The organism is Comamonas sp. 7D-2, assembly GCF_022749555.1.
Lineage (GTDB): Bacteria > Pseudomonadota > Gammaproteobacteria > Burkholderiales > Burkholderiaceae_C > Comamonas > Comamonas thiooxydans.
The window spans coordinates 3,663,440-3,689,797 of record NZ_CP094238.1; the positions used below are offsets into that span (position 1 = coordinate 3,663,440).

A 26,358-nucleotide genomic window follows, 5' to 3' on the forward strand; every position below is an offset into this window, starting at 1 on the left:
ATTTGCCATGACCCAGCATGTAGCCACTTTGCGCAATGTGACGCTCGCCTACGGCAAGACGCAGGCGCTGCGCGGACTGAGCCTGGAGATTCCTGCAGGCATCATGGTCGGCCTGATCGGCCCTGACGGCGTGGGCAAGTCAAGCCTGTTGTCTTTGATTGCCGGCGCGCGTGCCCTGCAGGGCGGCGAGATACAGGTGCTTGGCGGCGACATGCGCAGCAAAAAGCACCGCGATGCCGTCTGCCCCCGCATTGCCTACATGCCTCAGGGCCTGGGCAAGAACCTCTACCCCACACTGTCGGTGGAAGAGAATCTGCAGTTCTTCGGGCGCCTTTTCGGTCATGACGCGGCCGAGCGCCGGGCGCGCATCGACGACCTGACCCAGAGCACCGGACTGCAGAAATTCCTCTCCCGCCCTGCCGGCAAGCTCTCGGGCGGCATGAAGCAGAAGCTGGCGCTGTGCTGCGCCCTCATCCACGACCCCGACCTGCTGATTCTGGACGAGCCCACGACCGGCGTGGACCCTCTGGCGCGCGCGCAGTTCTGGGATCTGATCAACCGCATCCGCGGCCAGCGCCCGCAGATGAGCGTGATCGTGGCCACGGCCTATATGGACGAGGCCCAGCGCTTCGACTGGCTGGCTGCCATGGATGACGGCCTGATTCTGGCCACCGGCACCCCCGCCGAGTTGCTGGAGCGCACCGGCATGCCGGCGCTGGAGGCCGCCTTCATCGCCCTGCTGCCCGAAGAAAAAAAGCGCGGCCATGCCGCCGTGGTGATCCCGCCGCTGCAGACCAGCGATGACGACATCGCCATCGAGGCGCGTGATCTCACCATGCGCTTTGGCGATTTCGTGGCCGTGGACCATGTGAATTTCCGCATTCGTCGCGGCGAGATCTTCGGCTTTCTGGGCTCCAACGGATGCGGCAAATCGACCACCATGAAGATGCTGACCGGGCTGCTGCCCGCCAGCGAGGGCGATGCCTGGCTGTTTGGCAAGAAGATCGATCCGCATGACGTGGCCACGCGCCGACGCGTGGGCTATATGTCGCAGGCCTTCTCGCTCTACGGCGAGCTGACCGTGCTGCAGAACCTGGTGCTGCACGCCGAACTCTTCCACGTGGATCCAGCCGAGATCCCCGCGCGTGTCGAGGAAATGCTCACCCGCTTCGGCCTCACCGAAGTGCGCGAGACGCTGCCCGGCAATATCCCGCTGGGCATGCGCCAGCGCCTGTCTCTGGCCGTGGCCATGGTGCACAAGCCGGAGCTGCTGATTCTCGACGAGCCCACCTCGGGCGTGGACCCCGTGGCTCGCGATCAGTTCTGGCGCTTGCTGATCGAGCTCTCGCGCCGCGACCGGGTGACGATCTTCATCTCCACGCACTTCATGAACGAAGCCGAGCGCTGCGACCGCATGTCCATGATGCATGCGGGCAAGGTGCTGGACAGCGACAGGCCGGCAGCCCTGACCGCCAAGCGCGGCGCGGCCACCCTGGAGGAGGCCTTCATCGGCTATCTGGTGGAGGCCTCGGGCGAGGCAGCGCCCGTGCTTGATATCAAAAAAGAAGCTGTTATCGCTGACTCAGCCTTATCTTCAGCATCAAAAGTATCTGATACCAATACAGATAAAGCGCAGCAAGCTCCTGTTTCAGAAGCACACAAAGGCCCTGGCTTCAGCCTGCAACGCTTGTGGAGCTATCTGTGGCGCGAGTCGCTGGAGCTGCAGCGCGATCCCGTGCGCGCCACCCTGGCTCTGGTGGGCTCGCTGGTGCTGATGGTGGTGATCGGCTTCGGCATCAGCATGGACGTCGAAGACCTGAAGTTTGCCGTGCTCGACCGCGACCAGAGCACCATCAGCCAGAACTATGTGAACAATCTCGCAGGCTCGCGCTATTTCATTGAAATGCCTCCCATCCAGGACTACGCCGACCTGGACCGGCGCATGAAGAGCGGCGAGCTGGCGCTGGCCATCGAGATTCCACCCGGCTTCGGCCGTGATGTGCTGCGCGGCTCGCAGGTAGCCGTGGGAGCCTGGTTCGACGGCGCCATGCCCCAGCGCGGCGAGACCGTCAAAGGCTATGTCCAGGCCATGCACCAGCTGTGGCTGGTGCAGCAGGCGCGCGAGCGACTGGGCGTGCAGCTGGGCAGCCAGGTCAGCCTCGAGACCCGCTTTCGCTACAACCCCGATGTGAAAAGCCTGCCCGCCATGGTGCCGGCCGTGATTCCGCTGCTGCTGATGATGCTGCCCGCCATGCTCACGGCCCTGGCCGTGGTGCGCGAAAAAGAGCTGGGCTCCATCGTCAACCTCTACGTCACTCCCGTGACCCGCATCGAGTTTCTACTGGGCAAGCAGCTGCCTTATGTGGTGCTGGCCATGCTGAACTTCTTTCTGATGTGCGCCATGGCGGTATTCGTGTTCGGCGTGCCCATGACCGGCAGCTTTCCCCTGCTCGTCATGGCCGCCCTGCTCTTCAGCGTCATTGCCACAGGCATGGGGCTGCTGGCCTCTGCCGTCACCAGCAGCCAGATTGCCGCCATGTTCTTTGCCATGCTGGGCACCTTGATTCCGGCCACGCAGTTCTCGGGGCTGACCGATCCGGTGTCCTCGCTCGAAGGCGCTGGTCGCTGGATTGGCGAGATCTACCCGGCCACCTATATGTTCGCCATCAGCCGCGGCGTCTTCAACAAGGCGCTGGGCCTGCACGATCTGGCGCCTACCTTGCTGCCGCTGCTGATCGCCATTCCCGTGATCATGGGCGTGGCCATCTGGGCTCTGCCCAAGCAGGAGAAGTAATGAAGCTCCCCCTGAGTCGCTGCGCGCCTTCCCCCTCTCTCGCTGCGCGGGAGGGGGACGACACCTTCGCTGCGGGGCGGCCCTGGCTCGGTGTCCCTGCGTTGGGCCTGCGCTTGTTCAGAGCGTCTTCTGCTTCACGGCACACCTTGGACTTTTACGATGTTGCATAGCCTGAAAAATATCTGGCGCCTGGGCGTCAAGGAACTGTGGAGTCTGTGGCGCGACCCGGTGATGCTGGTGCTCATCGTCTACACCTTCACGGCCTCGGTGTACACCGCGGCCACGGCCATGCCCGATACGCTGCACAAGGCGCCGATTGCCATCGTCGACGAAGACCAGTCGCCGCTGTCCGCACGCATCAGCTCGGCGTTCTACCCGCCTCAGTTCATGCCGCCACAGATGGTGGATTTCAGCCATGTGGATCCCGGGCTGGATGCAGGCGACTTCACTTTCTCGCTGACCATTCCTCCCAACTTCCAGCGCGATGTGCTGGCCGGCAGAAAGGCCGAGCTGCAGCTGAACGTGGATGCCACGCGCATGAGCCAGGCGTTCTCCGGCAGCGGATACGTGCAGCAGATCGTGCTGGCCGAAGTCAACGAGTTCGTGCAGCGCCACCGGGGAGCCAGCGCACTGCCCGTGGACCTGGAGCTGCGCGCCCGCTTCAACCCCGGGCTGAACAAGATCTGGTTCGGCGGACTGATGCAGATCATCAACAACGTCACCATGCTCTCCATCATCCTCACGGGCGCGGCGCTGATCCGCGAGCGCGAGCACGGCACCATCGAGCATCTGCTGGTCATGCCCGTGACGCCTACCGAGATCATGCTGGCCAAGGTCTGGTCCATGGGAGCCGTGGTGCTGCTGGCGGCAGGTGTCTCGCTCAATCTGGTCGTGCGCGGCGCGCTCAAGGTGCCCATCGAAGGCAGTCTGCTGCTGTTCATGGCAGGCTCGGCCCTGTGCCTGTTCGCAACCACGGCCATGGGCATCTTTCTGGCCACTGTTGCGCGCAGCATGCCGCAGTTCGGCCTGCTGATGGTGTTGACGCTGCTGCCGCTGCAATTGCTGTCTGGCGGCATGACACCCCGCGAATCCATGCCCCAGCTGGTGCAGGATGTGATGCTGTTCGCACCCACCACGCACTTTGTGGAGCTGGGTCAGGCGATTCTGTATCGCGGCGCCGGCATAGAAACCGTATGGAAGCCCTTTGTGTGGCTGGCGGGAATCGGCGCAGTGCTGTTCTGGCTGTCGCTGATGCGGTTCAGAAAAACCTTGTCGAGCATGGCCTGAGTTCTGGCCGGGCGCCGCAGCAACCATGGAGGGCGTATTGCCGGTTTCTGCTGAAAGTTTTTTCCTTCCAACCTCAAGGCCTCGGCCCTCACCGGCTCCAGCTGCTGGAAGAACAGCCCTCAGGCACGCTCGGCCATCCAGGCGAGCATCGATGCGGCCAGGCAGTGTCCGGCGCAAGAGAGCGAAGCCGGCGCACAACCGTCCAGCCTCAGCACTGTGCCGCCATGAATATCGGCATGGCGCCTTCAAGCCCTGCCGCCACTCGATGCGCGTCAAAAAGACTATGAATCCGCGAGAATTCGCACCGTATCGCGGGCGGCCACCCACTCCTCATTCGTGGGCTCAACCCCCACCAGTACCCGGCTGTCTGCAGATGAAATGAGCGGTGCATGGGCTGCATTGGCCTGCTCATCCAGCCCAAGGCCCAGCCATGCCAGACCGGCGCAGACGCGGGCGCGAATCTCCTCGCTGTGCTCGCCAATGCCCGCCGTGAACACCAGCATGTCCAGCCCGCCCAGCGCAGCGACCAGAGAACCGATCTCGCGCACGATGCGACGTACAAAGAGGTCCAGCGCGGTGCGCGCCCGCTCGCCAGCCTCACCTGAATCCCGGACATGGCGCAGGATCACGCGCGGCTCGGACGAGATGCCCGACACGCCCAGCAGCCCCGAGTCGTGATAGAGCAGACGCCCGACCTCCTGAAGCGTCAGCTTCTCGATCTCCATCAGATAGAGCACGGCCCCGGGGTCCAACGCCCCGGTGCGGGTGCCCATCATCAATCCATCCAGGGCCGAGAAGCCCATGGTGGTCGCCACGCTTTGCAGCTGCTGCATGCCGCACAGACTGGCGCCGCTGCCCAGATGGGCGACGATGGTGCGGCCCCTGGCCCTGTCGCCATGACGCTCGGCCAGCGCGGTCGCCATATAGGCATACGAGAGTCCGTGAAAGCCATAGCGGCGAACGCCGCGCTGCCACCATTCGTAGGGTAGTGGCAGGATCTGCTCGACCTTGGGCAGGCTGTGATGAAAGCCGGTATCAAAGCAGGCAATCTGCACGATGTCGGGCCGCTCACGCAACAGGATCTCAATGGCCTCCAGCGCAAACGGCTGATGCAGCGGTGCCAGCGGCACATAGCTGCGCAGGTCTCGCAACACGCTTGCATCGATGCGCGTGGACTCGAAATACTTGCTGCCGCCATGCACCACCCGATGGGCGATCGCCGCCACGGGCCGGCCCTCGAGCCGAGCCGTGATGCGCTCGCGGATGATGCGCAGCGCATCGCGATACGGATGCTCTGTGTCCAGTTCAATGGCAAAGGGCTGGACGCCGGTTTCGCCGAAGTCGGGGGCAGGCCCGCCAATTCCCTGCACCTTGCCGTTCCACAGGGGTTTGCGCGGCAGGGGACTTGCTGCCTCGAATACGGCGAACTTGATGCTCGACGAGCCGCAGTTCAAAACGATGATGACGGAATTGCTCATGCCAGGGCCTTTGTCTGCCGACGTGACCGAGACTGCTGCACTTGCCAGTCCGGTGCCATCGGCCATGTATTTCAGGGCGGCGTCTGCCGGTAGTGATGTGCGAGCAGCAGCGCAATCGCACAGGATGCAATGCGGGATTCGCGCGAGTCCGCGCGGCTGGTCAGCACGATGGGCACCTTGGCGCCAAGCACGATGCCTGCGCTGGCTGCGCCGCCCAGGTACATGAGCTGCTTGGCCAGCATGTTGCCGCTTTCCAGATCGGGCACCAGCAGGATGTCGGCCTGACCGGCCACTGGAGAGGTGATGCCCTTGGTACGCGCGGCCTCGATGGAGACTGCATTGTCGAAAGCCAGCGGTCCGTCCAGCACGCCTCCGGTGATCTGGCCCCGGTCGGCCATCTTGCACAATGCAGCAGCATCCAGTGTCGCAGGCATGTTGGGGTTGACCGTCTCGACGGCGGCGAGGATGGCGAGCTTGGGCCTTGCCACACCCAGAACCTGTGCCAGCTCGATGGCATTGCGCGCGATATCGGCCTTCTGCAACAGATCGGGGGCCAGGTTGATGGCCGCGTCGGTGACGATGAAGGGGCGTGGGTAGCTGGCCGTCTGCAACACAAAGCAATGGCTGACACGCCTCTTGGTGCGCAACCCGGCACTGCCGGCAACAACAGCCGCCATCAGCTCGTCGGTGTGCAGACTGCCTTTCATCAGTGCCTCGACTTCGCCGCTGGTGGCAAGTCTGGCACCACGCTCGGCGGCTGCATGACTGTGCGGCACGTCCTCGATGCGCAGGCCCTGCAGCTCGAACCCCTGCGCCAGCGCAATCGCTTCGAGCCTGGCGCGCGGAGCGATCAGGACCGGCTCGATCAGCCCCAGCCGATGCGCATCAAGCGCGGCGGACAGGCTGGTGGCATCGCAGGGATGGACGACCCCCACGCGAACCGGCGGCAGTTCCTTGACAGCCGCCAGCAGCCGGGTCAGGCCGTGATGTGAGGTAACGTCAAGCGGCTGCGCTGCGCCGCCTGATGGCATGGAAACCGCTTGCTGCGAGGCTGGCTGCCGGGGCTGCGCATCGTGGGCGCAGAGCAGCGTCAGCGTGCTCGCGTCACGGGAGGCGACGGTGACGCGCAGGCTGTCGCCGACGTTTATGCCCTCAAACGGCTGCAGCGTCATGTCTGGGCTCGGTTGACTCATCGCACTCCTTTCTTGCCGCGTGGTGCGGCCGGTTTACGTCGCACAGCAGCCGCAGCCCGCCGGGGAGCTGCAGGAGTCTGCACCGGAGCCGGCGCCAGCTCCAGAGGCTCCTGGATCCGGGGCTGCTGCGCCAGTGCGGCCTGCTCGAACAAGGCCTGCACCTGCTGCAAGGCATGTCTCACGGCATCCTCCTCGGCGCCGGGCTCCTTATCGATGGCTGCCATCTGGGTGATGGCTTCGCCGGCCCTGCGGATGGTGTCGGCAGGCGTGTTCTTCAGCAAGCCGGGAATGGCTTCGATGGCGGCGCTGCCGCATTGCCTCATCACCAGGGTCTGCTCGCGGATGGCGGCTCGCAGCTCGGCCAGACTCCAGCGCCCAGGTGCTTGCTGCTCCAGCAATTGCGCAGCCAGGTGGTAGTAGCGCTCGTCCACAGCGCGACGCCGGGACAGCACGCTCAGCAAGCCGCGCAGCGTGGCTTCGAGCACGCCCCCTTGATCCACGCTGCTCTCGATCTGTTGCTGCCTGGCCGCCATCAGCGCCAGATGCTCGGGGGTGGAGCCAGGATGCTGGCGCACTGGTGCGCTCTCGCCATAGGCATGCCCAGCCAGCGCCTGCATGAGCGGCAAGCCATAGAGCATGTCGAACCACAGGGCGTAGATGTGGTCGCGCCGGTCGCGGAAATCATCGAGAGCGCGATCCAGTGCGGCCGAGCACCGCTGCTGCATGTGCAGCCAGGGATTGGCCTCATCCACGGGCTGGCGATGTTCGCGTATGTATTCGGCGCTGCTGCGTATCAAACAAGCCAGCGGGTGCTGGCTGCTCCAGGCCTCGAATTGCAGGCGCATGGGATGCAAGGTCTGCAACCAGTGTGCCGATTGGGAAGTGCTCAGCGCACGCACCCAGGGTTGCCATATGCTGCGATACAGAGCCAGGTTGATGTCGGATACGCGGGCCGCTGCGTCGAAACGGCGATCGGACTCCGGATCGGGCCTGACGATATCGCGCACTTCATCGATGCCGCTGGCACGGATGCTCAGCAGATAGGGATCATGGAGCAGCTTTTGCTCCTGCTTCGTGGCATCGTCAACGCTGGCGCGATAGATGCCTGCCGGCAGCAGATTGATCTGCTCGATGGCACTGGCGAACTTGCGGTGCTGCTTGCTGCCGACGGCGCCCGAAACAAAGATGCCCAGATGACCGATGCTGTCGTGCGTGCTGAAGATGATGGTCTGGTCATGAGCGCGCACGTCGTCGTCGCTGGCGTACAAATCGGTGATCCAGCCCAGAGCCTGGGCCGGCGGCGTGATGTTGTCGCCATAGGAGCAGAACACGAGGATGGGCGAGCGGATATTGCGCAGATCGATGCGCACCCCGTCCGATGTCAGCAACTGGGCCGTCGACAGCCTGTTGCCTATGAACAGATTGTCGACGATGTACTGCATCTCCACATCGTTGAGGAAGACATAGCCACCCCAGTATTTCTCGAAGTCTATATAGCGCTCGGCTTCGGTGTCGGCATTCGCATAGACCTTGTACTGCTTGCTCCACAGCGTGTTGGCCGGATCGAGCTGCTCGAAGTTCTGCACCAGATGGGCGCCGTCGAAGCGGCCGTTACCCAGATCGCTGGCAAGAGCCGTCATCCAGCTGCCCCCGAGGAGCCCGCCCGAATAACGCATGGGATTGTCGCCAGCCCAGTACGACAGGGGCGCTCCGGCAACAATGATGGGCCCGAACAGCTCGGGCCAGACAGCGGCAGTCATCAGGATCTGCCAGCCCGCCTGGCAGTTGCCGATGACCGCCGGCTTGCCCTCACTCTCGGGGTGAAGCTCGGCCACGCGACGCATGAACGCTGCCTCGGCACGCATCACATCTTCCACCGTCTGACCAGGTACGGGATCAGGCAGAAAACCGACGAAGTAGCAAGGGTGGCCAGCCTCCAGCGCAGCACCGATCTCGCTGTGGGGCTTGAAGCCACCTATGCCCGGGCCATGCCCGGCGCGTGGATCTATCACGACGAACGGACGCTTGGCGGGGTCGGCAGGCCGGTCTTCGGACGCCTGAATGCGCACCAGACCATAGTTGACAGGTCTTGGAAGGTCCAGCCCCGACATCACGAGTTCCGCGGGGAAATGCAGCACGTTCGGCATCCTGGCCTCACGCTGGGTCCGGTACTGGTCGCCCACCTGCCGCTCGATGTCGGCATACAGCACCGCACGTTGAGCGGCATCCACCGCATAGGCCCCGGCGGCCCGCCACCATGCAAAAGGATCAACAGGCCCGTTGGTCGACGGACCGGCCCCGCTGGGTTTGCTCATGTCGTGCTCCCGAAGTCACAATCTTCTGTCTCAAGAAGATTCAAAAACAATAGCATCCAGCGTTTTATGGATCGCCACAAAACGCCGAAAATATCGGATTTTTTGCAATGGAGAGCCAGCTGACCAGCCGGCCCGCAGGCGGCAGCGTCGCCATCTTGGGCTGAAGCTGCGCCAGCCGATTGCCTACTTCTGCGCTGCTTTGCCGCTCTTGGCCTGAGCGGGGTCCTGAGTGGCCGGCGTCCAGGCAGACAGCCATTGCTTGAAGATGTCCTGCAGTGGCAAAGCGGGCAGATTGGGCGCGCCGTCGGCACGCAGGGCCTCGGCCACAGATTTTTGCCAGGCCTCCAGGGCCTGCTGCAGACCGCTGGCAAAAGCCTGCTGGTTCTTGATCGCGATATCGCTGGCGCTCTTGGCATCGCTCATGCGGTCTTCGAGCCTGCGCATGAAAGCCTCGGCGGGCAGGCTGGCCAGTGATTGCCAGTCTTCGGCACGCAGCAGGCTTTGCAGCTCCGCCGTGGTTTCACTGATGCCTGCAGCACTGGTCTGCTGCGCGGCTGCCAGCCAGCGATGGCCACTTTCACGCATAAGCTGAGCGATGCGCAGTTGCAGCTCGGCATTGGCCTTGAACAGATTCAGGGGGGTCGCTTGAATGCTCATATCGTTCTCCCTATGGTGATGGTGGTGCCTATCGAGAGGCTGGCGGACCGTCCGGCATATCACCGTGACCAGACGGCTTTTGAAAACTCAATGCCCGAGCACGTACTGGCCCGGAGCGTCATACAAGGGCCCGCCGCTCGTGCCGCCCATGCGCGGCGGAGCTATCGGTGTGCCGGATCTGTTTTTGAGCCACTCGTCCCATGCCGGCCACCAGGAGCCCTGGCGCTGCTCGGCCTCTTGCTGCCACTGATGGGCGACAACGTCCTGCGCACCGACAGACCGCGTGAGCAACTGGTAGCGGCGTCGCGGATGGCCGGGCTCGCTGACGATGCCGGCGTTGTGGCCGCCACTCGTCAGCACAAAGGTGATTTCTGCCGCAGTGTGGTGGTGCAGCTTGAATACCGATTGCCAAGGCGCCACATGATCGGTGAGCGTTCCCACACAGAAGATGGGCACTTGCAGATTGAGGAGCGAGACCGGCTTGCCATCGACCGGATAGCGGCTTTCGCTGAGATCGTTATTCAGAAACAGACGGCGCAGGTATTGCGAGTGCATCCTGGCTGGCATGCGCGTGGCGTCGGCATTCCAGGCCATGAGATCGCTCATCGGTGCCCGCTCGCCCAGCAGGTATTGATTGACCATGCGCGACCACAGCAGATCATGAGAGCGCAGCATCAGGAACGCGCCCGCCATCTGATCGGCGCGCAGATAGCCTTGCTGGGCCATCTGGGCCTCAAGCAGGCTGATCTGCGCTTCGTCGATGAACAGCGCCAGCTCGCCGGGTTCGGTGAAATCGGTCTGCGCCGCCAGCAAGGTCATCGATGCCAGACGCTCGTCTCCATCGCGCGCCATCGCGGCTGCCGCAATGGCCAGCAAGGTTCCGCCCAGACAATAGCCTGCGGCATGCACCTTCTGCCCCGGGACGATGGCCGTGACGGCATCCAGCGCAGCACGCCAGCCCAGCTCGACATAGTCGTCCATGCCCAGATCTCGATCTCCGGCATCGGGGTTCTTCCAGGAGACGCAGAACACCGTATGTCCCTGATCGACCAGATACTTGATCAGCGAATTGTGTAGTGAAAGATCCAGGATGTAGTACTTCATGATCCAGGCCGGCATGATCAATACCGGCTCGGGATGGACCTTGTCGGTTGTCGGCGCGTACTGGATCAGCTCCATCAGCTGGTTGCGCAGCACCACCTTGCCAGCGGTGACGGCCACATCGCGCCCCACCTGAAACCCCTCGCAACCTGCAGGCGGCTTGTTTGCGAGCTGCGCATGCACATCCTCCATCAGGTACTGGAAGCCACGCACCAGATTCGCCCCGCCCTCTTTGGCGGTACGTTCCAGAACTATCGGGTTGGTGGCAAAAAAGTTCGCTGGCGAAAGCATCTCCAGCCACTGCCTGCTCCAGAACCCGACCAGACGCTCGTGATGTTTTTCAACACCTGGAACGCCTTGAGTGGCAGCCTGCCACCAGCGTTGCTGGGCGACAAATCCTGCACTCATGACCGTGAACGGCCATTGCCTCCATTCAGGAGCCTGAAAGAGACGCTCCGCCTCCTGCGTCTGCGGCCCGCCATAGCAAAGCCTGACCCATTCCTCCAGCGCCAGCCTTGCCAGATCCAGACGCTTTCCTGGGCTGATGGCGAGATTGCCGGTCCAATCCATCCAGGCCTGCCATTGGGACTCGGGGGAAACCGACAGCCACTGCTGCGCCCACATCGCACGCACAGCTTGATCAAGCTGCTGGCTGGAACTGAACTGAGCTTCGGCCTCGCGGTCAACCATAGCGGCCCCTTTTTGCTGCATGGCAATAACGCAACATCTTATGCGCTGCAGAAGTTGTTGCATAGTCACGACCTGCCGGGAGTTGAGCCACATCAAGCTCCCGCAGCCGGAAGCGCTCCGGCATGCGCAAGCCGGCTCCAAGCACCGGGCTGCTGCAGCTAGAAGAACTCTGCAGCCTTGCCTGGATCAGGCCTGCCACCGAAGCTATCGGCCATGGTTTGCAAGCTGACCGCACACCACCGCCTGCGGACGCATGTGGTGGTGTTTTCTCATTGTGTGCAATAATGGAGAGCTTTTATGCGGAAAGTACACCGGACAGGCTGGTGCGGCTCCCGCACTTGACCAAAGGAAAGATCATGAAAGAAGGCATTCACCCCAATTACCGCGAAGTTCTGTTCGTTGACATGTCCAACGGCTTCAAGTTCGTGACACGTTCTTGCGTTTCCACCAAGGAAACCGAAAACTTCGAAGGTAAAGAGTACCCTCTGTTCAAGCTGGATACCACTTCTGAATCGCACCCCTTCTACACTGGCACGCAAAAGTCGGTGGACAACATGGGTGGTCGCGTGGAGAAGTTCCGCAACCGCTTCGGCAAGAAGTAATTCTTACTTTTTTGCTGAAAAGGCAGCCCGGGCAACCGTGCTGCCTTTTTCTTTTTTTGGGTGCCGCCCCACGGAATCCCAATGCTCCTATCATCGGAGCACCAAGCGCTTTGACTTCAAGCGCTTTCGCCTGATCTGGCCGTGCAAATTCGCACAGCCGCTACTGGATTGATTGCGTGAACCAGCCCACACCTGCCATCGTTGCCCAAAGCGCTGTACGCCGCCTGCCGCGCTGGGCCCTGCTTTTGCTGTGCCTGGCCTATGTAATTCCCGGCTTTGTCATGCGTGGCCCCTGGCGCTCCAACGATATGGAGGCCTTTGGCTATATGCGCGAGCTGGCGCTGGGCAAGACCGACTGGCTGGCCCCCAAGCTCTCGGGCCTGGCTCCCAGCATGGACGGTCTGCTGCCCTACTGGCTGGGTGCCTTGTCCTTGCAGGGTTTCGAGTGGCTGCTTGGCGCCGAGATGGCGGCGCGCCTGCCCTTCATCGCCTTGCTGATCGTGACCCTTGGCGCCACCTGGTGGGGAGCCTATTACCTTGCACGCACCCCCGGGGCGCAGCCCGTGGCCTTTGCCTTTGGCGGGGAAGCCCAACTGATCGACTATGCCCGCGCCATGGCCGATGCGGCTTTGCTGGCCCTGGTTGCCTGCCTGGGCCTGGCCCAGCTCTCGCATGAAACCACCAGCTATGTCACGCAGCTGGGCTGCACGGCGCTGCTGTTTTTTGCAGCAGCGGCCATGGCCTATCACCCCAGGAAGTCAGCCGCGGCACTGCTATGCGGCCTGCTGGGATTGGCCCTGAGCGGCGCCCCCACTCTTTCCGTACTGTTCGGACTGGGCGGCAGCGTGATCGCCTTCACACAGCGCAGCTGGGGCGACAATCCCGGCCGCGCCCACCGTCAGGCCCGCACCTGGGCCGCAGCCTGGCTGGCCGCCACGGTGCTCGCTGCCAGCCTGACCACGGCCTTGCATCAATGGGTCTGGCATCTGGTGGACTCGTTCAAGGACTGGGATGCCCTGCTGCAACTGCTGCTGTGGTTCTGCTGGCCCGCCTGGCCCCTGGCTTTGTGGACACTGTGGGTCTGGCGCCGCCAGATTGCACGCCCCGGCCACAACCCACATCTGTCCATCGCCCTGCTGTTTGCCACAGTCCCTGTGGCTGCCTGCCTGAGCAGCACCCCGGCCGATCGTGCGCTGCTGCTGGGACTTCCCGCCATTGCCACCCTGGCCGCCTTCGCCCTGCCCACATTCCGCCGCAGCATCAGCGCGCTGATCGACTGGTTCACGCTGCTGTTCTTTACGGCATCCGCGATTGCCATCTGGGTGGTCTGGCTGGCGTTTCAGACCGGATTCCCGCCCAAGATCGCCGCCAATATTGCGCGTCTGGCTCCGCAGTTCGAGGCCAGCATCTCCTGGCTCACCGTCATCGTGGCGCTGATCGCCACGGCCGGCTGGTTTGTACTGGTGGTCTGGCGCACCTCGCGCAATCGTGCAGCCATCTGGAAGAGCCTGGTGCTCCCGGCCGGCGGCGCCACACTGAGCTGGGTTTTGCTGTCCACACTCTGGATGGAGCCGCTGGATCATGCTCGCAGCTATGAATTCCAGATGACACAGCTGGGCGGCGAACTCAGGCAGAACGGCGCCACAAGCTGCGTGCTGACCTACGGCCTGGGCCGTTCGCAGATTGCGGCCGTGCGCTACTACACCCATGTGGATACGGCGCTATTGCGTCGCAGCAATCCAGGCGACTGCGGCTGGGCGCTGGTCGACGCAGACCGCTGGGCGGGCGATCACAATCGCAAGCTGCGCCAGGGCTGGAGCGAGGTCAGCCGCATCACCCGTCTGGCAGGCCAAAAGGAAGTCCTGGTACTGCTCAAGTACACCGACCCCAAAGCCCCATGAAGGGCGAATTGCAGTACATAGGACGGCATGCGGGCACCGTGCTGGCCGGGCAGCTGGCCGTCATGGCCTTTGGCACCACCGACACCATCGTGGCCAGCCGCTATTCCAACGATGCCGTGGCCGCCCACTCCGTAGGGTCGGCCATTTTCATCAGCGTCTATGCCTCGCTGATGGGCATTTTTCAGGCTCTTCTGCCCTTGTGGTCCGAGCAGCGCGGCGCTGGTCAGCCCCTGGCCATAGGTCAATCGCTGCGTCAGTCCATGTATCTGTGCGCCATGGCCTGCGTGCTCGGCATGGCGGTGCTGCTCATGCCCGGTGCACTGCTGCACTGGACGGGCGTGCCCGATGTGCTGCAACTGGAGGTCAAGCGCTATCTCGCCGTACTGGCCTGGGGCTTGCCTCCGGCGCTGCTGTTTCGTATCTACAGCGCGCTCAACCAGGCGCTAGGCCACCCCAAGCTGGTCACCTGGCTGCAACTCATCTCGCTGCTGATCAAGATCCCCTTGTCCATCTGGTTCACCTTTGGCGGGCTGGGTCTTGCTCCCCTCGGAGCAGTGGGCTGCGCACTGGCCACGCTGCTGGTCAACTACACCATGTTTGCCGTGGCTCTGTGGCTGATGCGCACTCAGGATTTCTATGCTCCGCTGGCGCTTTGGCAGAAGCTGGAGCGCCCTGACTGGCGGCAACTTGGCCATTTCTGCCGCCTGGGTGTTCCTGCAGGCCTGGCCATTCTGGTGGAAGTCACCTCCTTCACCCTCATGGCCCTGTATGTGGCAAGGCAGGGCTCGCTCTCGTCCGCCAGCCACCAGATCGCCGCCAATCTGGCCGCCATCTGCTATATGGTGCCGCTGTCTCTGGCCATCGCCACCAGCGCCCGCGTCAGCTACTGGCGCGGCGCCGGTGATGAAGCCCAGGCCAGGACGCTGATTCAACAGTGTTTCAAACTTGCCCTGCTCATCGGTATTGCGACAGCAGCTACGCTCTTGATCACTCGCACCTGGATTGCAGACATCTACACCGACTCCCCGCGGGTGCTGGCAATGACATCCTGGCTGCTGATCTGCGTGGCGGCCTACCACGTGGCGGACTGCGTGCAGACCTATTGCATTTTCGTGCTGCGTTGCTATCGCGTGACCGTGGCGCCTCTGGTGATCTATTGCCTGCTGCTATGGGGCGGCGGCCTGGGCCTTGGCTACTGGCTGACCTACCGATGGCAAGCAGCCGAAGGCTGGCTGGACTGGCAAGCCACGCCCATGCCCTTCTGGGTTTGCAGCGCGGCAGCCCTGTTTGTCACGGCCATGGCCTTCAGCAGCATTTTGCACAGAGCCATACGACCACCAAAGCCGCAGGCCCAGCCCAGGGCCTCCTAATGAGAAAGTGCCTTGGCGGGCACTTCTGCAGCCGCCCGCACTCGGCTGGGCGGGAAGGTGACGGCGAATTCCGAACCCTTGCCCAGCTCACTCTCAATACTGAGCCTGGCGCCATGCCGCTGCAGCACATGCTTGACGATGGCCAGCCCCAGGCCGGTGCCACCCGTATCGCGTGAGCGGCTGCGATCCACGCGATAAAAGCGCTCCGTCAGGCGCGACACATGCTTTTCATCGATGCCTGGGCCGGAGTCCTTGACGGCAAAGCGGGCTGATCCATCGGGCAGCAGTTGCCAGCGCACATCAATCTGCCCGCCGGCCGGCGTGTAGCGCATGGCATTGGCCAGCAGATTGGAAAACGCACTGTGCAGTTCTGCGCTTGCACCTGCCAGATCTCCAGCCTGCCGCAGCGCCTGCTCATCAGGAAAGTTCAGCACATGGGGTTTGGCCTGCTTGCGCGTCAAGGCATTGGACAGGCCGCGAGCCTCGTTCTCACAGCGATTGAGCAACTGCGCCACCGACACCCAGTCATTGTTGCTGGGCAGCGGGCTTCCCTCCAGGCGCGACAAGGTCAGCAAGTCTTCCACCAGATGCTGCATGCGCTCGGCCTGCTGGGCCATCAGCTCCAGATAGCGCCTGCGCTCGTCTTCCTCGAGCGGCAGGTTCTGCAGGGTCTCGACAAAACCGGCCAGCACGGTCAGAGGCGTGCGGATTTCGTGCGAGACATTGGCCACGAAGTCGCGGCGCATGGCCTCGGCCTGCTCCAGCGCCGTCACATCGCGCGCCAGCAGCAGCTTGCGCCCTTCACCGTAGCCGTAGAGCTGCACCGACAGCTTGACCGGCCGCGAAGGTGTGCTTTCGCGCCCCTGCATGACCAGATCATGGCTGAAGTCCTGCGCCGCAAAATAGGCACTGAACTGAGGATCTCGCACCAGATTACCGATGCTTTGCAGCACATCGCGCTCGGCGTCAAAGCCGAACTGCTTGGCGGAAATCTGATTGCACCATTCGATGCGGCCCTGTGCATCGAGCAGCACCACACCATTGGGACTGGCCTGCAAGGCAGACAGAATGTCATTGAGCCGCTGGTCGCCCTGCTGCACCTGCTGCACGCTCTGGCGAATCCAGCGGCGCATGCGCACGCTGGCCTCGCCCCAGATCCCTGCCAGATTGGGCACCGCGCCCAGCTCCGACTGGCGCAGCCAGTGCAGCAGCCGCGCGCCATTCCAGCTGTCCACCAGCCACCATATCCAGCCGCCGATCAAGGCGCCCGTCATGGCCGCCACGCATTGCTGCAGCACCGTCGCACCGGGTGCAACCAGATAGGCCCACAGCAGCCATACCACCACGGCTGCCGCGACCTGAGAAGCCAACAATCGAAAACCACGCCACCCCATATTTGCTTTCAGTTGTGATTTTTGACGACCCAGCCAGGCCGGGCCGAGGTTCGGGGGGAAATGCTGTCAGGCCATGGCCTGGGCGCTGAAACGGTAGCCCGCACCGCGCACGGTCTCAATCAGAACACCCGCCACGCCCAGCGATTCTCGCAAGCGCTTGACGTGCACGTCCACGGTACGCTCTTCAATGAAGACATGATCGCCCCAGACCTTGTCGAGCAACTGCGCACGGCTGTGCACGCGCTCGGGGTGCTTCATCAGATAGTTGAGCAGCTTGAACTCGGTAGGTCCGATCTTGAGCAGATCGCCCTGCCAGCTTACGCGGTGAGCCGCGGCATCCAGCACCAGCTCGCCAATGCTGACCTTGTCCTGCACCTGTTCAGGCGCACGGCGGCGCAGCACGGCACGAATGCGGGCCAGCAGCTCCTGGGTGGAGAAAGGCTTGGTGATGTAGTCATCCGCACCGGCATCCAGTCCCGCCACCTTGTCGGGCTCGTCGCCACGCGCCGTCAGCATGAGAATGGGCACGGCCTTGGTGCGGCTGTCGGCACGCCATTTGCGAGCCAGAGACAGACCGCTGGCCCCGGGCAGCATCCAGTCGAGCAAAATCACGTCGGGCAGCACGGCATCAAGCTCGCGCTGCGCCGAAACACCGTCTTCCGCCCAGACGGGCTGGAAGCCGTTATGCCTCAAATTGACCGCGATCAACTCTGCAATCGCAGGTTCGTCCTCCACGATGAGGACCATGGGCATCTTCTTCATCCCTGAGTAGCCTCCGTCTTACAACACCGCAGATTCGATTTCAGCCATGGTCTGATGGCGCACATCCTTGCCTTCGACCAGGTAGATGATCAGCTCGGCCACATTCTTGGAGTGGTCGCCGATACGCTCGATGGCCTTGGCCAGGAACAGCAGGTCCAGGCTGGCGGAGATGGTGCGCGGATCTTCCATCATGTAGGTGATGAGCTTGCGCACAAAGCCGTCGAACTCTTCGTCGATCAGGTCGTCTTCGCGCAAGATGGCCACTGCCGCCTTGGTGTCCAGTCGGGCGAAAGCATCCAGGGTCTTGCGCAGCAGCTCGGAAGCCATCTGTGCAGCCATGCGCAACTCGCCGCTGGGCAGCGAACGGGCAGCGCCGCTTTCGATGATGGACTTGACCATGCGGGCCATCTTGCAGGCTTCGTCGCCCATGCGCTCCAGATTGGCCGTGGCCTTGGAGAAGGCGATCAGCAGGCGCAGGTCGCGGGCCGTGGGTTGGCGGCGCGCAATGATGGACGACAGCTCATGGTCGATCTCGACCTCCATGGCGTTGACGCGCTGCTCGGTTCTGATGACCTGCTCAACCGCTTCGGTGCTGAAGCTGGTCAGTGCGTAGACGGCATTGCTGATCTGCGACTCGACCAGACCGCCCAGCTCCATGACGCGTGCCGAGACACGATTGAGTTCGGAGTCGAACTGCGTGGACAAATGTTTTTCTGTCATTTTTAAGTCCTTAGCCGAAGCGGCCTGTGATGTAGTCTTCCGTTTCCTTGCGCTGGGGCTTGAAGAACATTTTTTCGGTGTCGCCAAACTCCACCAGATCCCCCAGATACATATAGGCCGTGTAGTCGCTGCAACGGGCGGCCTGCTGCATGTTGTGTGTCACGATGACCACGGTGTAGTCGTTCTTCAGCTCCGCAATCAGCTCTTCGATCTTGGCCGTGGAGATGGGGTCCAGCGCCGAGCAGGGCTCGTCCAGCAGCAGCACTTCGGGCTTGATGGCAATGCCGCGCGCGATGCACAGACGCTGCTGCTGACCGCCCGACAGACCCGAGCCGCTTTGCTGCAGCTTGTCCTTGACTTCATTCCACAGTGCTGCCTTGCGCAGCGCCCACTCCACGCGGTCGTCCATGTCCGAGGCGTTGAGATTCTCGAACAGCTTCACGCCGAAAGCGATGTTGTCATAGATGGACATGGGAAACGGCGTGGGCTTCTGGAACACCATGCCGACCTTGGCACGAATCAGTGCCACATCCTGCTTGCTGGTCAGCAGATTGTCGCCGTCCAGCATGATCTGACCTTCGGCGCGCTGCTCGGGATAGAGCTCGAACATGCGGTTGAAGGTGCGCAGCAGCGTGGACTTGCCGCAGCCCGAGGGGCCGATGAAGGCCGTGACCTTCTTCTCGGGAATATCGAGGTTGATGTTCTTCAGCGCGTGAAACTTGCCGTAGTAGAAGTTCAGGTCGCGCACGGCCAGCTTGATGTTGGCGGGAGCAGTGATTGCAGTCATGATCTTGAACTTTCGAATTATTTCTGGCGGGTGATGAAACGCGCCAGGATATTCAGACCCAGCACAGCCACAGTGATGAGGAAGACACCGGCCCAGGCCAGTTGCTGCCAGTTCTCATACGGGCTCATGGCAAATTTGAAGATGGTGACCGGCAGGCTGGCCATGGGCTTGCTCATGTCGGCATTCCAGAACTGGTTGTTCAGCGCCGTGAACAGCAGCGGAGCGGTCTCGCCAGCAATACGGGCCACTGCCAGCAGCACACCGGTGATCACGCCGGCGCGGGCTGCGCGCAAGGTCACCATGATGATGACCTTCCACTTGGGCGTACCCAGCGCATAAGCCGCTTCACGCAGGCTGGATGGAACCAGCACCAGCATGTTTTCCGTGGTGCGGATGACCACGGGAATCACGATCAGCGCCAGCGCGATCACGCCGGCCATGCCGGAGAAGCTCTTGAAGCGCACCACCACCACGGTATAGACAAACAGACCGATGACGATGGAGGGGGCCGACAGCAGAATGTCGTTGACGAAGCGGGTGGTGGAAGCCAGCCAGCCTTTTTTGTCGTACTCGGCCAGATAGACCCCGGCCATCACGCCGATCGGCGTGCCCACGAAAGTGGCCAGCGCCACCATCATCAGCGAACCCCAGATGGCATTGGCAATACCGCCCTCCTCGTTGGGGGGAGGCGTCATCTGCGAGAACAGGGCGAAGTTCAGACCACCCAGGCCCTGGCGAATGGTTTCCCAGAGAATCCAGACCAGCCAGAACACGCCAAACAGCATGGCTGCCATGGACAGGGTCAGCGCGACCTGATTGAGGCGCTTGCGCTTGTTGTACTTGGCCTGACGCACCGCAGCCAGATCGGCTGCGTCGAGCATTTTGGTGGAGGTGGAGGTCGGGCTCATGAGCGGGCTCCTTCGTTCTTCTGCAGACGGTTGAGCAGCAGCTTGGAGCAGGCCAGCACCACGAAGGTGATGAAGAACAGCACCAGACCCAGATAGATCAGCGACGCCTGATGCAGGCCCTCGCCCGCTTCGGCAAACTCATTGGCCAGCGCCGAGGTGATGCTGTTCGCGGCCTCGAACACGGACAGGGAATTGAGCTGGTTCATGTTGCCGATCACAAAGGTCACGGCCATGGTCTCGCCCAGTGCGCGGCCCAGGCCCAGCATGACGCCGCCCAGCACGCCGGTCTTGGTATAGGGCAGCACCACTTTCCAGACCACTTCCCAGGTCGTGGAGCCCAGACCGTAGGCCGACTCCTTGAGCAGCGCCGGCGTGACTTCGAACACATCGCGCATCACGGAGGCGATAAAGGGGATGATCATGATGGCCAGAATGATGCCGGCCGACAAAATACCGATACCCACGGGAGGGCCGGAGACAAAAGCGCCCAGATAGGGCACACCGGTCAGCAGGTTCTGCAGAGGCTGCTGCACATAGGTGGCCAGCACGGGGCCGAACACCATCAGGCCCCACATGCCGTAAACAATGGAGGGAACTGCGGCCAGCAACTCGATGGCAGTGCCCAGAGGGCGCTTGAGCCAGGCAGGCGAGAGTTCCGTCAGAAACAGGGCAATGCCGAAGCTCACGGGCACTGCAATGATGAGCGCGATGGCCGAAGTGGCCAGCGTGCCGTAAATCATGACCAGACCGCCGTATTGATCCTGCACGGGGTCCCAGACACTGCTGGTCAGAAAGCTCAGACCATATTCGGAGATGGCGGGCCAGGCACCGAAGATCAGCGAAACCATGATGGCCAGCAGCAGCACCAGCGTCAAAATTGCTGCGCTGCGTGCCAGGCCACCAAACAAACGATCCGCCATACGTCCCGAGATCATCGGAGCACGTGGCGGAGAGGGAGAGCGTCGCTTGGCGGCATCGGTGGGGGCTGCAGCCAGCGAACTGGAGGGCGACGTAGTGGACACGTGAGCGCCTTTATTCGCAAAGGGTTGAAACAAGCAGCGAACATACCGTCCGGCACGGCAGCCCGCTGCTCACTGATGACACGAAATTACTTGGAAACAACCTTGCCCGAAGCGTCCTTGATGTCGTTCCAGGACTTGTAGATCACGTTCTTGACTGCGTCGGGCATGGGCACATAGTCCAGATCGGCGGCAGTCTTGTCACCCTGCTTGTAAGCCCAGTCGAAGAACTTCAGCGAGGTGGCGGCCTGAGCAGGCTTTTCCTGAGTCTTGTGCATCAGGATGAAGGTTGCCGAGGTGATGGGCCAGGCGTTCTTGCCGGGCTGGTTGGTCAGGATCTGGTAGAAGCTCTTGGCCCAGTCAGCGCCAGCAGCAGCCGCCTTGAAGGTCTCGTCGTCAGGAGAGACAAAAGCGCCTTCCTTGTTCTGCAGCTGTGTGTAGGTCAGCTTGTTCTGCTTCACATAGGCGTACTCGACATAACCGATGGAGTTGGGCAGGCGACCCACAAAGGCGGCAACGCCTTCGTTACCCTTGCCGCCGGCACCGGTGGGCCAGTTCACGGCCTTGCCCTCGCCCACTTTTTCCTTCCACTCGGCATTGACCTTGGAGAGGTAGTTGGTGAAGCCGAAGGTGGTGCCGGAGCCGTCAGCGCGGCGCACGGGAGCGATAGCGGCATCAGGCAGTGCCACACCGGGGTTCAGAGCCGTGATGGCGGGGTCGTTCCACTTGGAGATCTTGCCCAGGTAGATATCGCCCAGCACCTGGCCCGACAGCTTCAGCTGGCCGGGAGCCACGCCCTTGATGTTGACCACGGGAACAATGCCGCCGATCACGGTGGGGAACTGAACCAGACCCTTCTTGGCCAGTTCGTCATCCTTCAGGGGTTCATCGGAAGCACCAAAGTCCACGGTCTTGGCTTCGATCTGCTTGACACCGGCACTGGAACCCACGGACTGATAGTTAATCTTGACGCCAGTGGCCTTGTGATAGTCGGCAGCCCACTTGGAATACAGAGGAGCCGGGAAGCTCGCACCGGCACCTGTGGCTTCCTGGCTGGCGTTGGCAATACCCGCTGCAGACAGAGCACCAGCCACCAGAACGTGAATCAAGGACAACTTCATGAAACGACCTCTTAGGGTTGAAAGATTCGATGGAGTGAACTTTAAAAACCTTTTATGACAAGGTCGTGACATGAAAATTTCAAGGCGCAACCGAGTGAAAGAGCTCCAAAGCGGTCATGCGAGTGTCATATTTCATTCGCAAACTGCTGAGCCTTGACCCGCAGACCCGGCCCGGGTAACAGCTTGTCGCAAGGCTGGAGACTGATCGTCGGCAATGTATGACATAGTCTGTCACACAGCGTGAGCGCACTCTGGCGGCCCAACTCGGCAAATACCTGCAAATACCTGACTTGGCAGAGGTTGAACCCCGCGCCCCGCAAGCTTGATGACGGCCCGTATTGCATATTCCACTGCCCGGTGCATGTGTCGCCTGTTCCATCACGCTCATGCTCTGCCCGTGCCCCAACCCGCATAACAACAACGCATTGATTGGCTCAGAAATGGCTCCTGAATCGCTGCTTGCCGCCGTAGACCTTGGCTCCAATAGCTTTCGCCTTGAAATAGGCCGTATCGGCTCGCATCAACGCATCGAGCGTGTGGAATACCTCAAGGAAACCGTGCGCCAGGGCAATGGCCTGAACTCACGCCAGGAACTCTCGCGCGAAGCCATGGAGCGCGGCTGGGAGTGCCTGGCTCGCTTTGGCGAGCGCCTCAGGGGCTTTGATGCCTCGCATGTCCGCGCTGTAGCCACCCAGACCCTGCGCGAGGCATTGAATGCCGACGAATTCGTGACGCGTGGCAGCCAGTTGCTGGGCTTTCCCATCGAAGTCATTGCCGGCGAGGAAGAAGCCCGGCTCATCTATCGCGGCGTGGCCAGCTCGCTGCCGCCCAGCCAGCAAAAACGCCTGGTCATCGACATTGGCGGTCGCTCCACCGAAATCATCATCGGCCAGCACAGCCAGCCTCTGCAAGTGGCATCGTTCGCACTGGGCAGCGTCTCCTGGAGCAGCCGTTTCTTCAGCGACGGCGCACTGAGCAAGGCCAACTTCCAGGCCGCCGTTGCCGCCGCCAAGCAATGCCTGGCCCAGGCCCAGTTCGCCTACCCGGGCACAGCCTGGGACTGCGCCTATGCCTCCTCCGGCACAGCCAACGCCGTGGCCGACGCTCTCACGGCCCAGGGCCTGGACGGACAGGTGATCACGCCCGCCAAGCTGCGCTACCTCTATGAGCTGCTGCTGGACATCGGTCATGTGGAGCGCCTGCGCATGCCGGGCCTCAAGGAAGATCGCCGCCCGGTGGTCGCAGGCGGCATCAGCGTGATGATGGCCGTGGTCGACCTGCTGGGCATTACCGAGCTGGAAGTTGCACAGGGTGCACTGCGCCAGGGAGCCCTGCACGACCTGCTCGACCATGAGCCCCCTGCCGACAAGGAAGCGGCGGAAGTCGGCGCGCTGCAACTGGACTTCGGCGTGGACGTACCCCATGCCCAGCGCGTTCAGCGCATTGCCACCCAGCTGTGCCAGCAAATCCTGCCCGCAGAAACCGCGCCGCTGAGCACTCAGGCCCTGGCCATTGCCGCGCAGCTGCATGAGGTCGGCATGCGCGTGGCCCTGAGCAACTATCACCGCCACGGCGCCTATATCGTCGAGCATTGCGGCCTGGCCACCTGGGAGCCTGAGCTGCGCCAGCGCATCTGTCAGCTGGTGCTGGGTCACCAGGGCAAGCTGCGCAAGCTGGAGGACGCGATCGAGGAGCCGCAGCTGGCCCTGCCGCTGATGGCACTGCGCATTGCCGTGCAGTTGAGCCATACCCGCCGCGACCCTGACATGCAGGGCATGCAGATCAAGCGTTCGGGTTCGGAATGCAAGCTCTCCACACCTTCGGGCTGGATGCTGACCTACCCACAATCCGCCCGCCTGCTCGAAGAGGAAGCCATGGCCTGGAGCAAGACGCCCTGGAGCCTCAAGCTGCAGCTGCGCTGATATCAACTGCCAGGCCGCCACGGCCTGCAAAAGGCAAAGGGACTGCGAGGCAGTCCCTTTTTTGCTCTGCAGAAACCTTCAAAAAAGATAGCTTCAAGCACCTGTCAAACAATGATTTCAATACTAAAAATATCTGAAAACATTGCATATCAGGCGCAAGAAGCTCCTCTTTTCAGAGTATTCAAACGCTCTTGCCGCCGTAGCGCACCATCAGGGCCTGCTGGGCGCCCTTGCCCTCCAGCGGACGCGCGGGCTTTTGGTAAATGCCCGAGGCATTCAACGTCCAGGCATCGCGGTCGTCGCCCAGATAGGCCACCAGGCACTCGTCGATCACGCGCTGGCGCAGCTTTTTGTCCAGCACCGGCCAGGCCAGTTCCACACGGCTGAGCATGTTGCGATTCATCCAGTCGGCACTGGACAGCAGCAGCTCTTCTTCCTGGCCCCAGGCAAAGTAGAAGACCCGCGAATGCTCCAGAAAACGGCCGATGATGGAGCGCACGCGGATATTGTCCGTCACGCCCGGGCGCTGCGCCGGCAGCATGCAGGAGCCGCGCACGATGAGATCGATCTGCGCGCCCCTGCGGCCCGCCTCGACCAGGGCGCGAATCAGGGGCTCGTCGGTCAGCGCATTCATCTTGAGCACCATGCGTGCCTTCTCGCCCCGCGCCGCTGCGGCAGCCACCAGGTCGATCAGTTCCAGCATGCGGTTTTGCAGATGGAACGGCGCCATGACCAGCTTTTGCAGCTTGGGCATGGTGTTATGGCTGGACAGGTGGCGGAATACCGCATCCATATCGGCCGTGATCTCGTCATCGCAGGTCAGCTGGCTGATGTCGGTGTAAAGGCGTGCGCTGCGGGCGTTGTAGTTGCCCGTGGACAGATGGGCATAGCGCTTGAGCTGGTTGTTGCGCTTTTCACGGCGCGTGATGAGCAGCATCTTGGCGTGGGTCTTGAGGCCGACCACGCCGTACACCACCTGCACGCCCAGCGATTCCAGCTTTTCCGCCCAGTTGATATTGGCCTCTTCATCAAAGCGCGCCTTGAGCTCCAGCACGGCCAGCACCTCCTTGCCGCGGCTCACGGCCTCGGCCAGCAGGCTCATGATCTCGGAGTCGGTGCCCGTGCGGTAGATGGTCTGCTTGATGGCCAGCACCTGCGGATCGTTCACGGCCTCGCGCAGCAACTCCAGCACGCCATCAAAGCTCTCGAAGGGCTGATGGATGATGATGTCGCTCTTGCGCATCTGCGCCAGGATGGAGCGACCGGGCACGAGCTGCGTGGGCCAGGCCGGCTTCCACTTGGGAAACAGCAGGGCCGGGTCGTCGACCAGATCGATCAGCTGCATCTGGCGCACCAGATTCACCGGCCCCTTGACGCGGAACAGCGCCTCGGCCGGCAGGCCGTATTGCTCCAGCAACAGGTCAGAGAGCACCACAGAGCAGGACGAGGACACCTCCAGACGCACGGCCTGGCCGTAGTGACGGTGGTGCAGGCCCTGGCGCAGGGCCATGCGCAGATCCACCACATCGTCTTCATCCACGGCCAGATCGGAGTGGCGGGTGACACGGAACTGCGAGAACTCCGACACTTCGCGCCCCGGGAACAGCTCGGCCAGATGGGCACGCACCACGCTGGAGATGCTGACAAACAGCTTTTGCTTGCCCGAGATCTTCTCGGGCAGACGGATCAGGCGCGGCAAGGCGCGCGGCACCTTCACGATGGCCACTTCATTGGCTCTCCCGAAGGCATCCACGCCATTGAGGCGCACGATGAAATTCAGCGCCTTGTTGGCGACCTGCGGGAAGGGATGCGACGGATCCAGCCCCACCGGCATCAGCAGGGGCTGCACCTCGCGCATGAAGTACTCGCGCACCCATTTGCGCTGAGCCACGCTGCGCTCGCCGTGAGAAACCAGGCGAATCGCATGCTTGTCGAACGCGGGAATGATGGACTGGTTATAGAGCTGGTACTGCTTGGCCACCAGGCCGTGGGCCGTGGTCATCAGTCGCTCGAAGCTGGCGCGCGAGTACGGGCCCTGTTCATCGCCCACCTTGGCGGCCGAGACATGAGGGGCGCAGCGCACCTCGAACCACTCATCGAGATTGGAAGACACGATGCACAGATAGCGCAAGCGCTCGAGCAGCGGCACATCCTCACGCTCGGCCCAGTTCAGCACGCGCTCATTGAAGACCAGAATGCTTTGATCGCGGTCCAGCAGCTCCAGAGTCGGCTCGATCACAGGCGGCATGGCTACCTCGTTCTTGGACGCCGCTCGGCGTCGGCGCGGCGCTTTGGCAGGGGCCGGTGTCGCAGCGTCAGAAACGGCACCGGGCACAC

At 62.5% G+C, this 26,358-nt stretch carries 19 protein-coding genes; 6 read left to right on the plus strand and 13 right to left on the minus strand.

Annotation, left to right across the window (positions count from 1 at the left end):
* Window positions 1-7 precede the first annotated feature (7 nt).
* Both rbbA and MPZ60_RS16840 read left to right on the plus strand, forming a co-directional pair.
* Complete coding sequence (rbbA, locus tag MPZ60_RS16835; RefSeq protein WP_034358700.1) at window positions 8-2,794, plus strand: ribosome-associated ATPase/putative transporter RbbA; 2,787 nt, start codon at window positions 8-10, stop codon at window positions 2,792-2,794.
* 159 nt (window positions 2,795-2,953) lie between these two features.
* On the plus strand, window positions 2,954-4,081 hold the full coding sequence (locus tag MPZ60_RS16840; protein ID WP_034358702.1) for an ABC transporter permease: 1,128 nt from the start codon (window positions 2,954-2,956) through the stop codon (window positions 4,079-4,081).
* 281 nt (window positions 4,082-4,362) lie between these two features.
* On the opposite strand, the gene MPZ60_RS16845 is transcribed toward MPZ60_RS16840, so the two are convergent.
* From MPZ60_RS16845 to MPZ60_RS16865, 5 genes are all read right to left on the minus strand, one after another.
* Window positions 4,363-5,625, minus strand: coding sequence for an acetate/propionate family kinase (locus MPZ60_RS16845; RefSeq protein WP_187771855.1), 1,263 nt, complete (start codon window positions 5,623-5,625; stop codon window positions 4,363-4,365).
* Window positions 5,626-5,630: 5 nt separating this feature from the next.
* The gene (locus tag MPZ60_RS16850) at window positions 5,631-6,752 is read right to left on the minus strand and encodes a bifunctional enoyl-CoA hydratase/phosphate acetyltransferase (protein WP_080746227.1); all 1,122 of its coding nucleotides are present in this window, start codon (window positions 6,750-6,752) and stop codon (window positions 5,631-5,633) included.
* Window positions 6,749-9,067 (minus strand): DUF3141 domain-containing protein, encoded by a 2,319-nt coding sequence (locus MPZ60_RS16855; protein WP_034358704.1) that lies wholly within the window; start codon window positions 9,065-9,067, stop codon window positions 6,749-6,751. The genes MPZ60_RS16850 and MPZ60_RS16855 overlap by 4 nt, the downstream gene beginning before the upstream one ends.
* Window positions 9,068-9,250: 183 nt before the next feature.
* Complete coding sequence (locus MPZ60_RS16860; RefSeq protein ID WP_034358706.1) at window positions 9,251-9,724, minus strand: phasin family protein; 474 nt, start codon at window positions 9,722-9,724, stop codon at window positions 9,251-9,253.
* A gap of 87 nt (window positions 9,725-9,811) precedes the next feature.
* Window positions 9,812-11,515, minus strand: coding sequence for an alpha/beta hydrolase (locus tag MPZ60_RS16865; RefSeq protein ID WP_242882039.1), 1,704 nt, complete (start codon window positions 11,513-11,515; stop codon window positions 9,812-9,814).
* Between the two features lie 356 nt (window positions 11,516-11,871).
* On the opposite strand from MPZ60_RS16865, the gene MPZ60_RS16870 reads away from it, so the two are divergent.
* The 3 genes from MPZ60_RS16870 (at window position 11,872) to MPZ60_RS16880 (ending at window position 15,388) form a co-directional block, all read left to right on the plus strand.
* A complete protein-coding gene (locus MPZ60_RS16870) occupies window positions 11,872-12,117 on the plus strand; it encodes a type B 50S ribosomal protein L31 (RefSeq protein ID WP_003053459.1) in 246 nt (81 codons plus the stop codon).
* Window positions 12,118-12,293: 176 nt separating this feature from the next.
* Window positions 12,294-14,018 carry a hypothetical protein gene (locus tag MPZ60_RS16875; RefSeq protein ID WP_034358710.1) on the plus strand — a complete coding sequence of 575 codons (1,725 nt, stop codon included), beginning with the start codon at window positions 12,294-12,296 and terminating at the stop codon, window positions 14,016-14,018.
* Window positions 14,015-15,388 (plus strand): MATE family efflux transporter, encoded by a 1,374-nt coding sequence (locus MPZ60_RS16880; RefSeq protein WP_034358712.1) that lies wholly within the window; start codon window positions 14,015-14,017, stop codon window positions 15,386-15,388. Before MPZ60_RS16875 ends, MPZ60_RS16880 begins: the two co-directional genes overlap by 4 nt.
* On the opposite strand, the gene phoR is transcribed toward MPZ60_RS16880, so the two are convergent.
* From phoR to pstS, 7 genes are all read right to left on the minus strand, one after another.
* Complete coding sequence (phoR, locus tag MPZ60_RS16885; protein ID WP_034358714.1) at window positions 15,385-16,761, minus strand: phosphate regulon sensor histidine kinase PhoR; 1,377 nt, start codon at window positions 16,759-16,761, stop codon at window positions 15,385-15,387. The genes MPZ60_RS16880 and phoR overlap by 4 nt on opposite strands.
* 87 nt (window positions 16,762-16,848) lie before the next feature.
* Entirely contained in the window at window positions 16,849-17,544 is a 696-nt protein-coding gene (gene phoB, locus MPZ60_RS16890; protein ID WP_003053455.1) for a phosphate regulon transcriptional regulator PhoB, read from the minus strand.
* A gap of 18 nt (window positions 17,545-17,562) precedes the next feature.
* On the minus strand, window positions 17,563-18,264 hold the full coding sequence (gene phoU / locus MPZ60_RS16895; protein ID WP_034358715.1) for a phosphate signaling complex protein PhoU: 702 nt from the start codon (window positions 18,262-18,264) through the stop codon (window positions 17,563-17,565).
* A 10-nt stretch (window positions 18,265-18,274) separates the two neighbouring features.
* Window positions 18,275-19,051, minus strand: coding sequence for a phosphate ABC transporter ATP-binding protein PstB (pstB, locus tag MPZ60_RS16900; RefSeq protein WP_003067324.1), 777 nt, complete (start codon window positions 19,049-19,051; stop codon window positions 18,275-18,277).
* A gap of 17 nt (window positions 19,052-19,068) precedes the next feature.
* Window positions 19,069-19,959 carry a phosphate ABC transporter permease PstA gene (pstA, locus tag MPZ60_RS16905; RefSeq protein WP_034358716.1) on the minus strand — a complete coding sequence of 297 codons (891 nt, stop codon included), beginning with the start codon at window positions 19,957-19,959 and terminating at the stop codon, window positions 19,069-19,071.
* Complete coding sequence (pstC, locus tag MPZ60_RS16910) at window positions 19,956-20,894, minus strand: phosphate ABC transporter permease PstC (RefSeq protein ID WP_034358718.1); 939 nt, start codon at window positions 20,892-20,894, stop codon at window positions 19,956-19,958. The genes pstA and pstC overlap by 4 nt, the downstream gene beginning before the upstream one ends.
* Window positions 20,895-21,067: 173 nt before the next feature.
* Window positions 21,068-22,099 (minus strand): phosphate ABC transporter substrate-binding protein PstS, encoded by a 1,032-nt coding sequence (pstS, locus tag MPZ60_RS16915; protein WP_003067330.1) that lies wholly within the window; start codon window positions 22,097-22,099, stop codon window positions 21,068-21,070.
* A gap of 440 nt (window positions 22,100-22,539) precedes the next feature.
* Here pstS and MPZ60_RS16920 point away from each other — a divergent pair, with 440 nt between their 5' ends.
* Window positions 22,540-24,021, plus strand: a complete 1,482-nt coding sequence (locus tag MPZ60_RS16920) for a Ppx/GppA phosphatase family protein (RefSeq protein WP_034358724.1) — start codon at window positions 22,540-22,542, stop codon at window positions 24,019-24,021.
* Window positions 24,022-24,202: 181 nt separating this feature from the next.
* On the opposite strand, the gene ppk1 is transcribed toward MPZ60_RS16920, so the two are convergent.
* Window positions 24,203-26,269: a polyphosphate kinase 1 gene (gene ppk1, locus MPZ60_RS16925; RefSeq protein ID WP_034358768.1), complete on the minus strand. Its 2,067-nt coding sequence runs from the start codon at window positions 26,267-26,269 to the stop codon at window positions 24,203-24,205.
* Window positions 26,270-26,358: the final 89 nt, after the last annotated feature.

Coding starts and splice junctions, on each gene's coding strand:
- rbbA (WP_034358700.1), top strand. CDS start 8: ATGACCCAGCATGTAGCCACTTTGCGCAATGTGACGCTCGCCTACGGC.
- MPZ60_RS16840 (WP_034358702.1), top strand. CDS start 2,954: ATGTTGCATAGCCTGAAAAATATCTGGCGCCTGGGCGTCAAGGAACTG.
- MPZ60_RS16845 (WP_187771855.1), bottom strand. CDS start 5,625: ATGGCCGATGGCACCGGACTGGCAAGTGCAGCAGTCTCGGTCACGTCG.
- MPZ60_RS16850 (WP_080746227.1), bottom strand. CDS start 6,752: ATGAGTCAACCGAGCCCAGACATGACGCTGCAGCCGTTTGAGGGCATA.
- MPZ60_RS16855 (WP_034358704.1), bottom strand. CDS start 9,067: ATGAGCAAACCCAGCGGGGCCGGTCCGTCGACCAACGGGCCTGTTGAT.
- MPZ60_RS16860 (WP_034358706.1), bottom strand. CDS start 9,724: ATGAGCATTCAAGCGACCCCCCTGAATCTGTTCAAGGCCAATGCCGAG.
- MPZ60_RS16865 (WP_242882039.1), bottom strand. CDS start 11,515: ATGGTTGACCGCGAGGCCGAAGCTCAGTTCAGTTCCAGCCAGCAGCTT.
- MPZ60_RS16870 (WP_003053459.1), top strand. CDS start 11,872: ATGAAAGAAGGCATTCACCCCAATTACCGCGAAGTTCTGTTCGTTGAC.
- MPZ60_RS16880 (WP_034358712.1), top strand. CDS start 14,015: ATGAAGGGCGAATTGCAGTACATAGGACGGCATGCGGGCACCGTGCTG.
- phoB (WP_003053455.1), bottom strand. CDS start 17,544: ATGAAGAAGATGCCCATGGTCCTCATCGTGGAGGACGAACCTGCGATT.
- phoU (WP_034358715.1), bottom strand. CDS start 18,264: ATGACAGAAAAACATTTGTCCACGCAGTTCGACTCCGAACTCAATCGT.
- pstB (WP_003067324.1), bottom strand. CDS start 19,051: ATGACTGCAATCACTGCTCCCGCCAACATCAAGCTGGCCGTGCGCGAC.
- pstA (WP_034358716.1), bottom strand. CDS start 19,959: ATGAGCCCGACCTCCACCTCCACCAAAATGCTCGACGCAGCCGATCTG.
- pstC (WP_034358718.1), bottom strand. CDS start 20,894: ATGATCTCGGGACGTATGGCGGATCGTTTGTTTGGTGGCCTGGCACGC.
- pstS (WP_003067330.1), bottom strand. CDS start 22,099: ATGAAGTTGTCCTTGATTCACGTTCTGGTGGCTGGTGCTCTGTCTGCA.
- MPZ60_RS16920 (WP_034358724.1), top strand. CDS start 22,540: ATGGCTCCTGAATCGCTGCTTGCCGCCGTAGACCTTGGCTCCAATAGC.
- ppk1 (WP_034358768.1), bottom strand. CDS start 26,269: ATGCCGCCTGTGATCGAGCCGACTCTGGAGCTGCTGGACCGCGATCAA.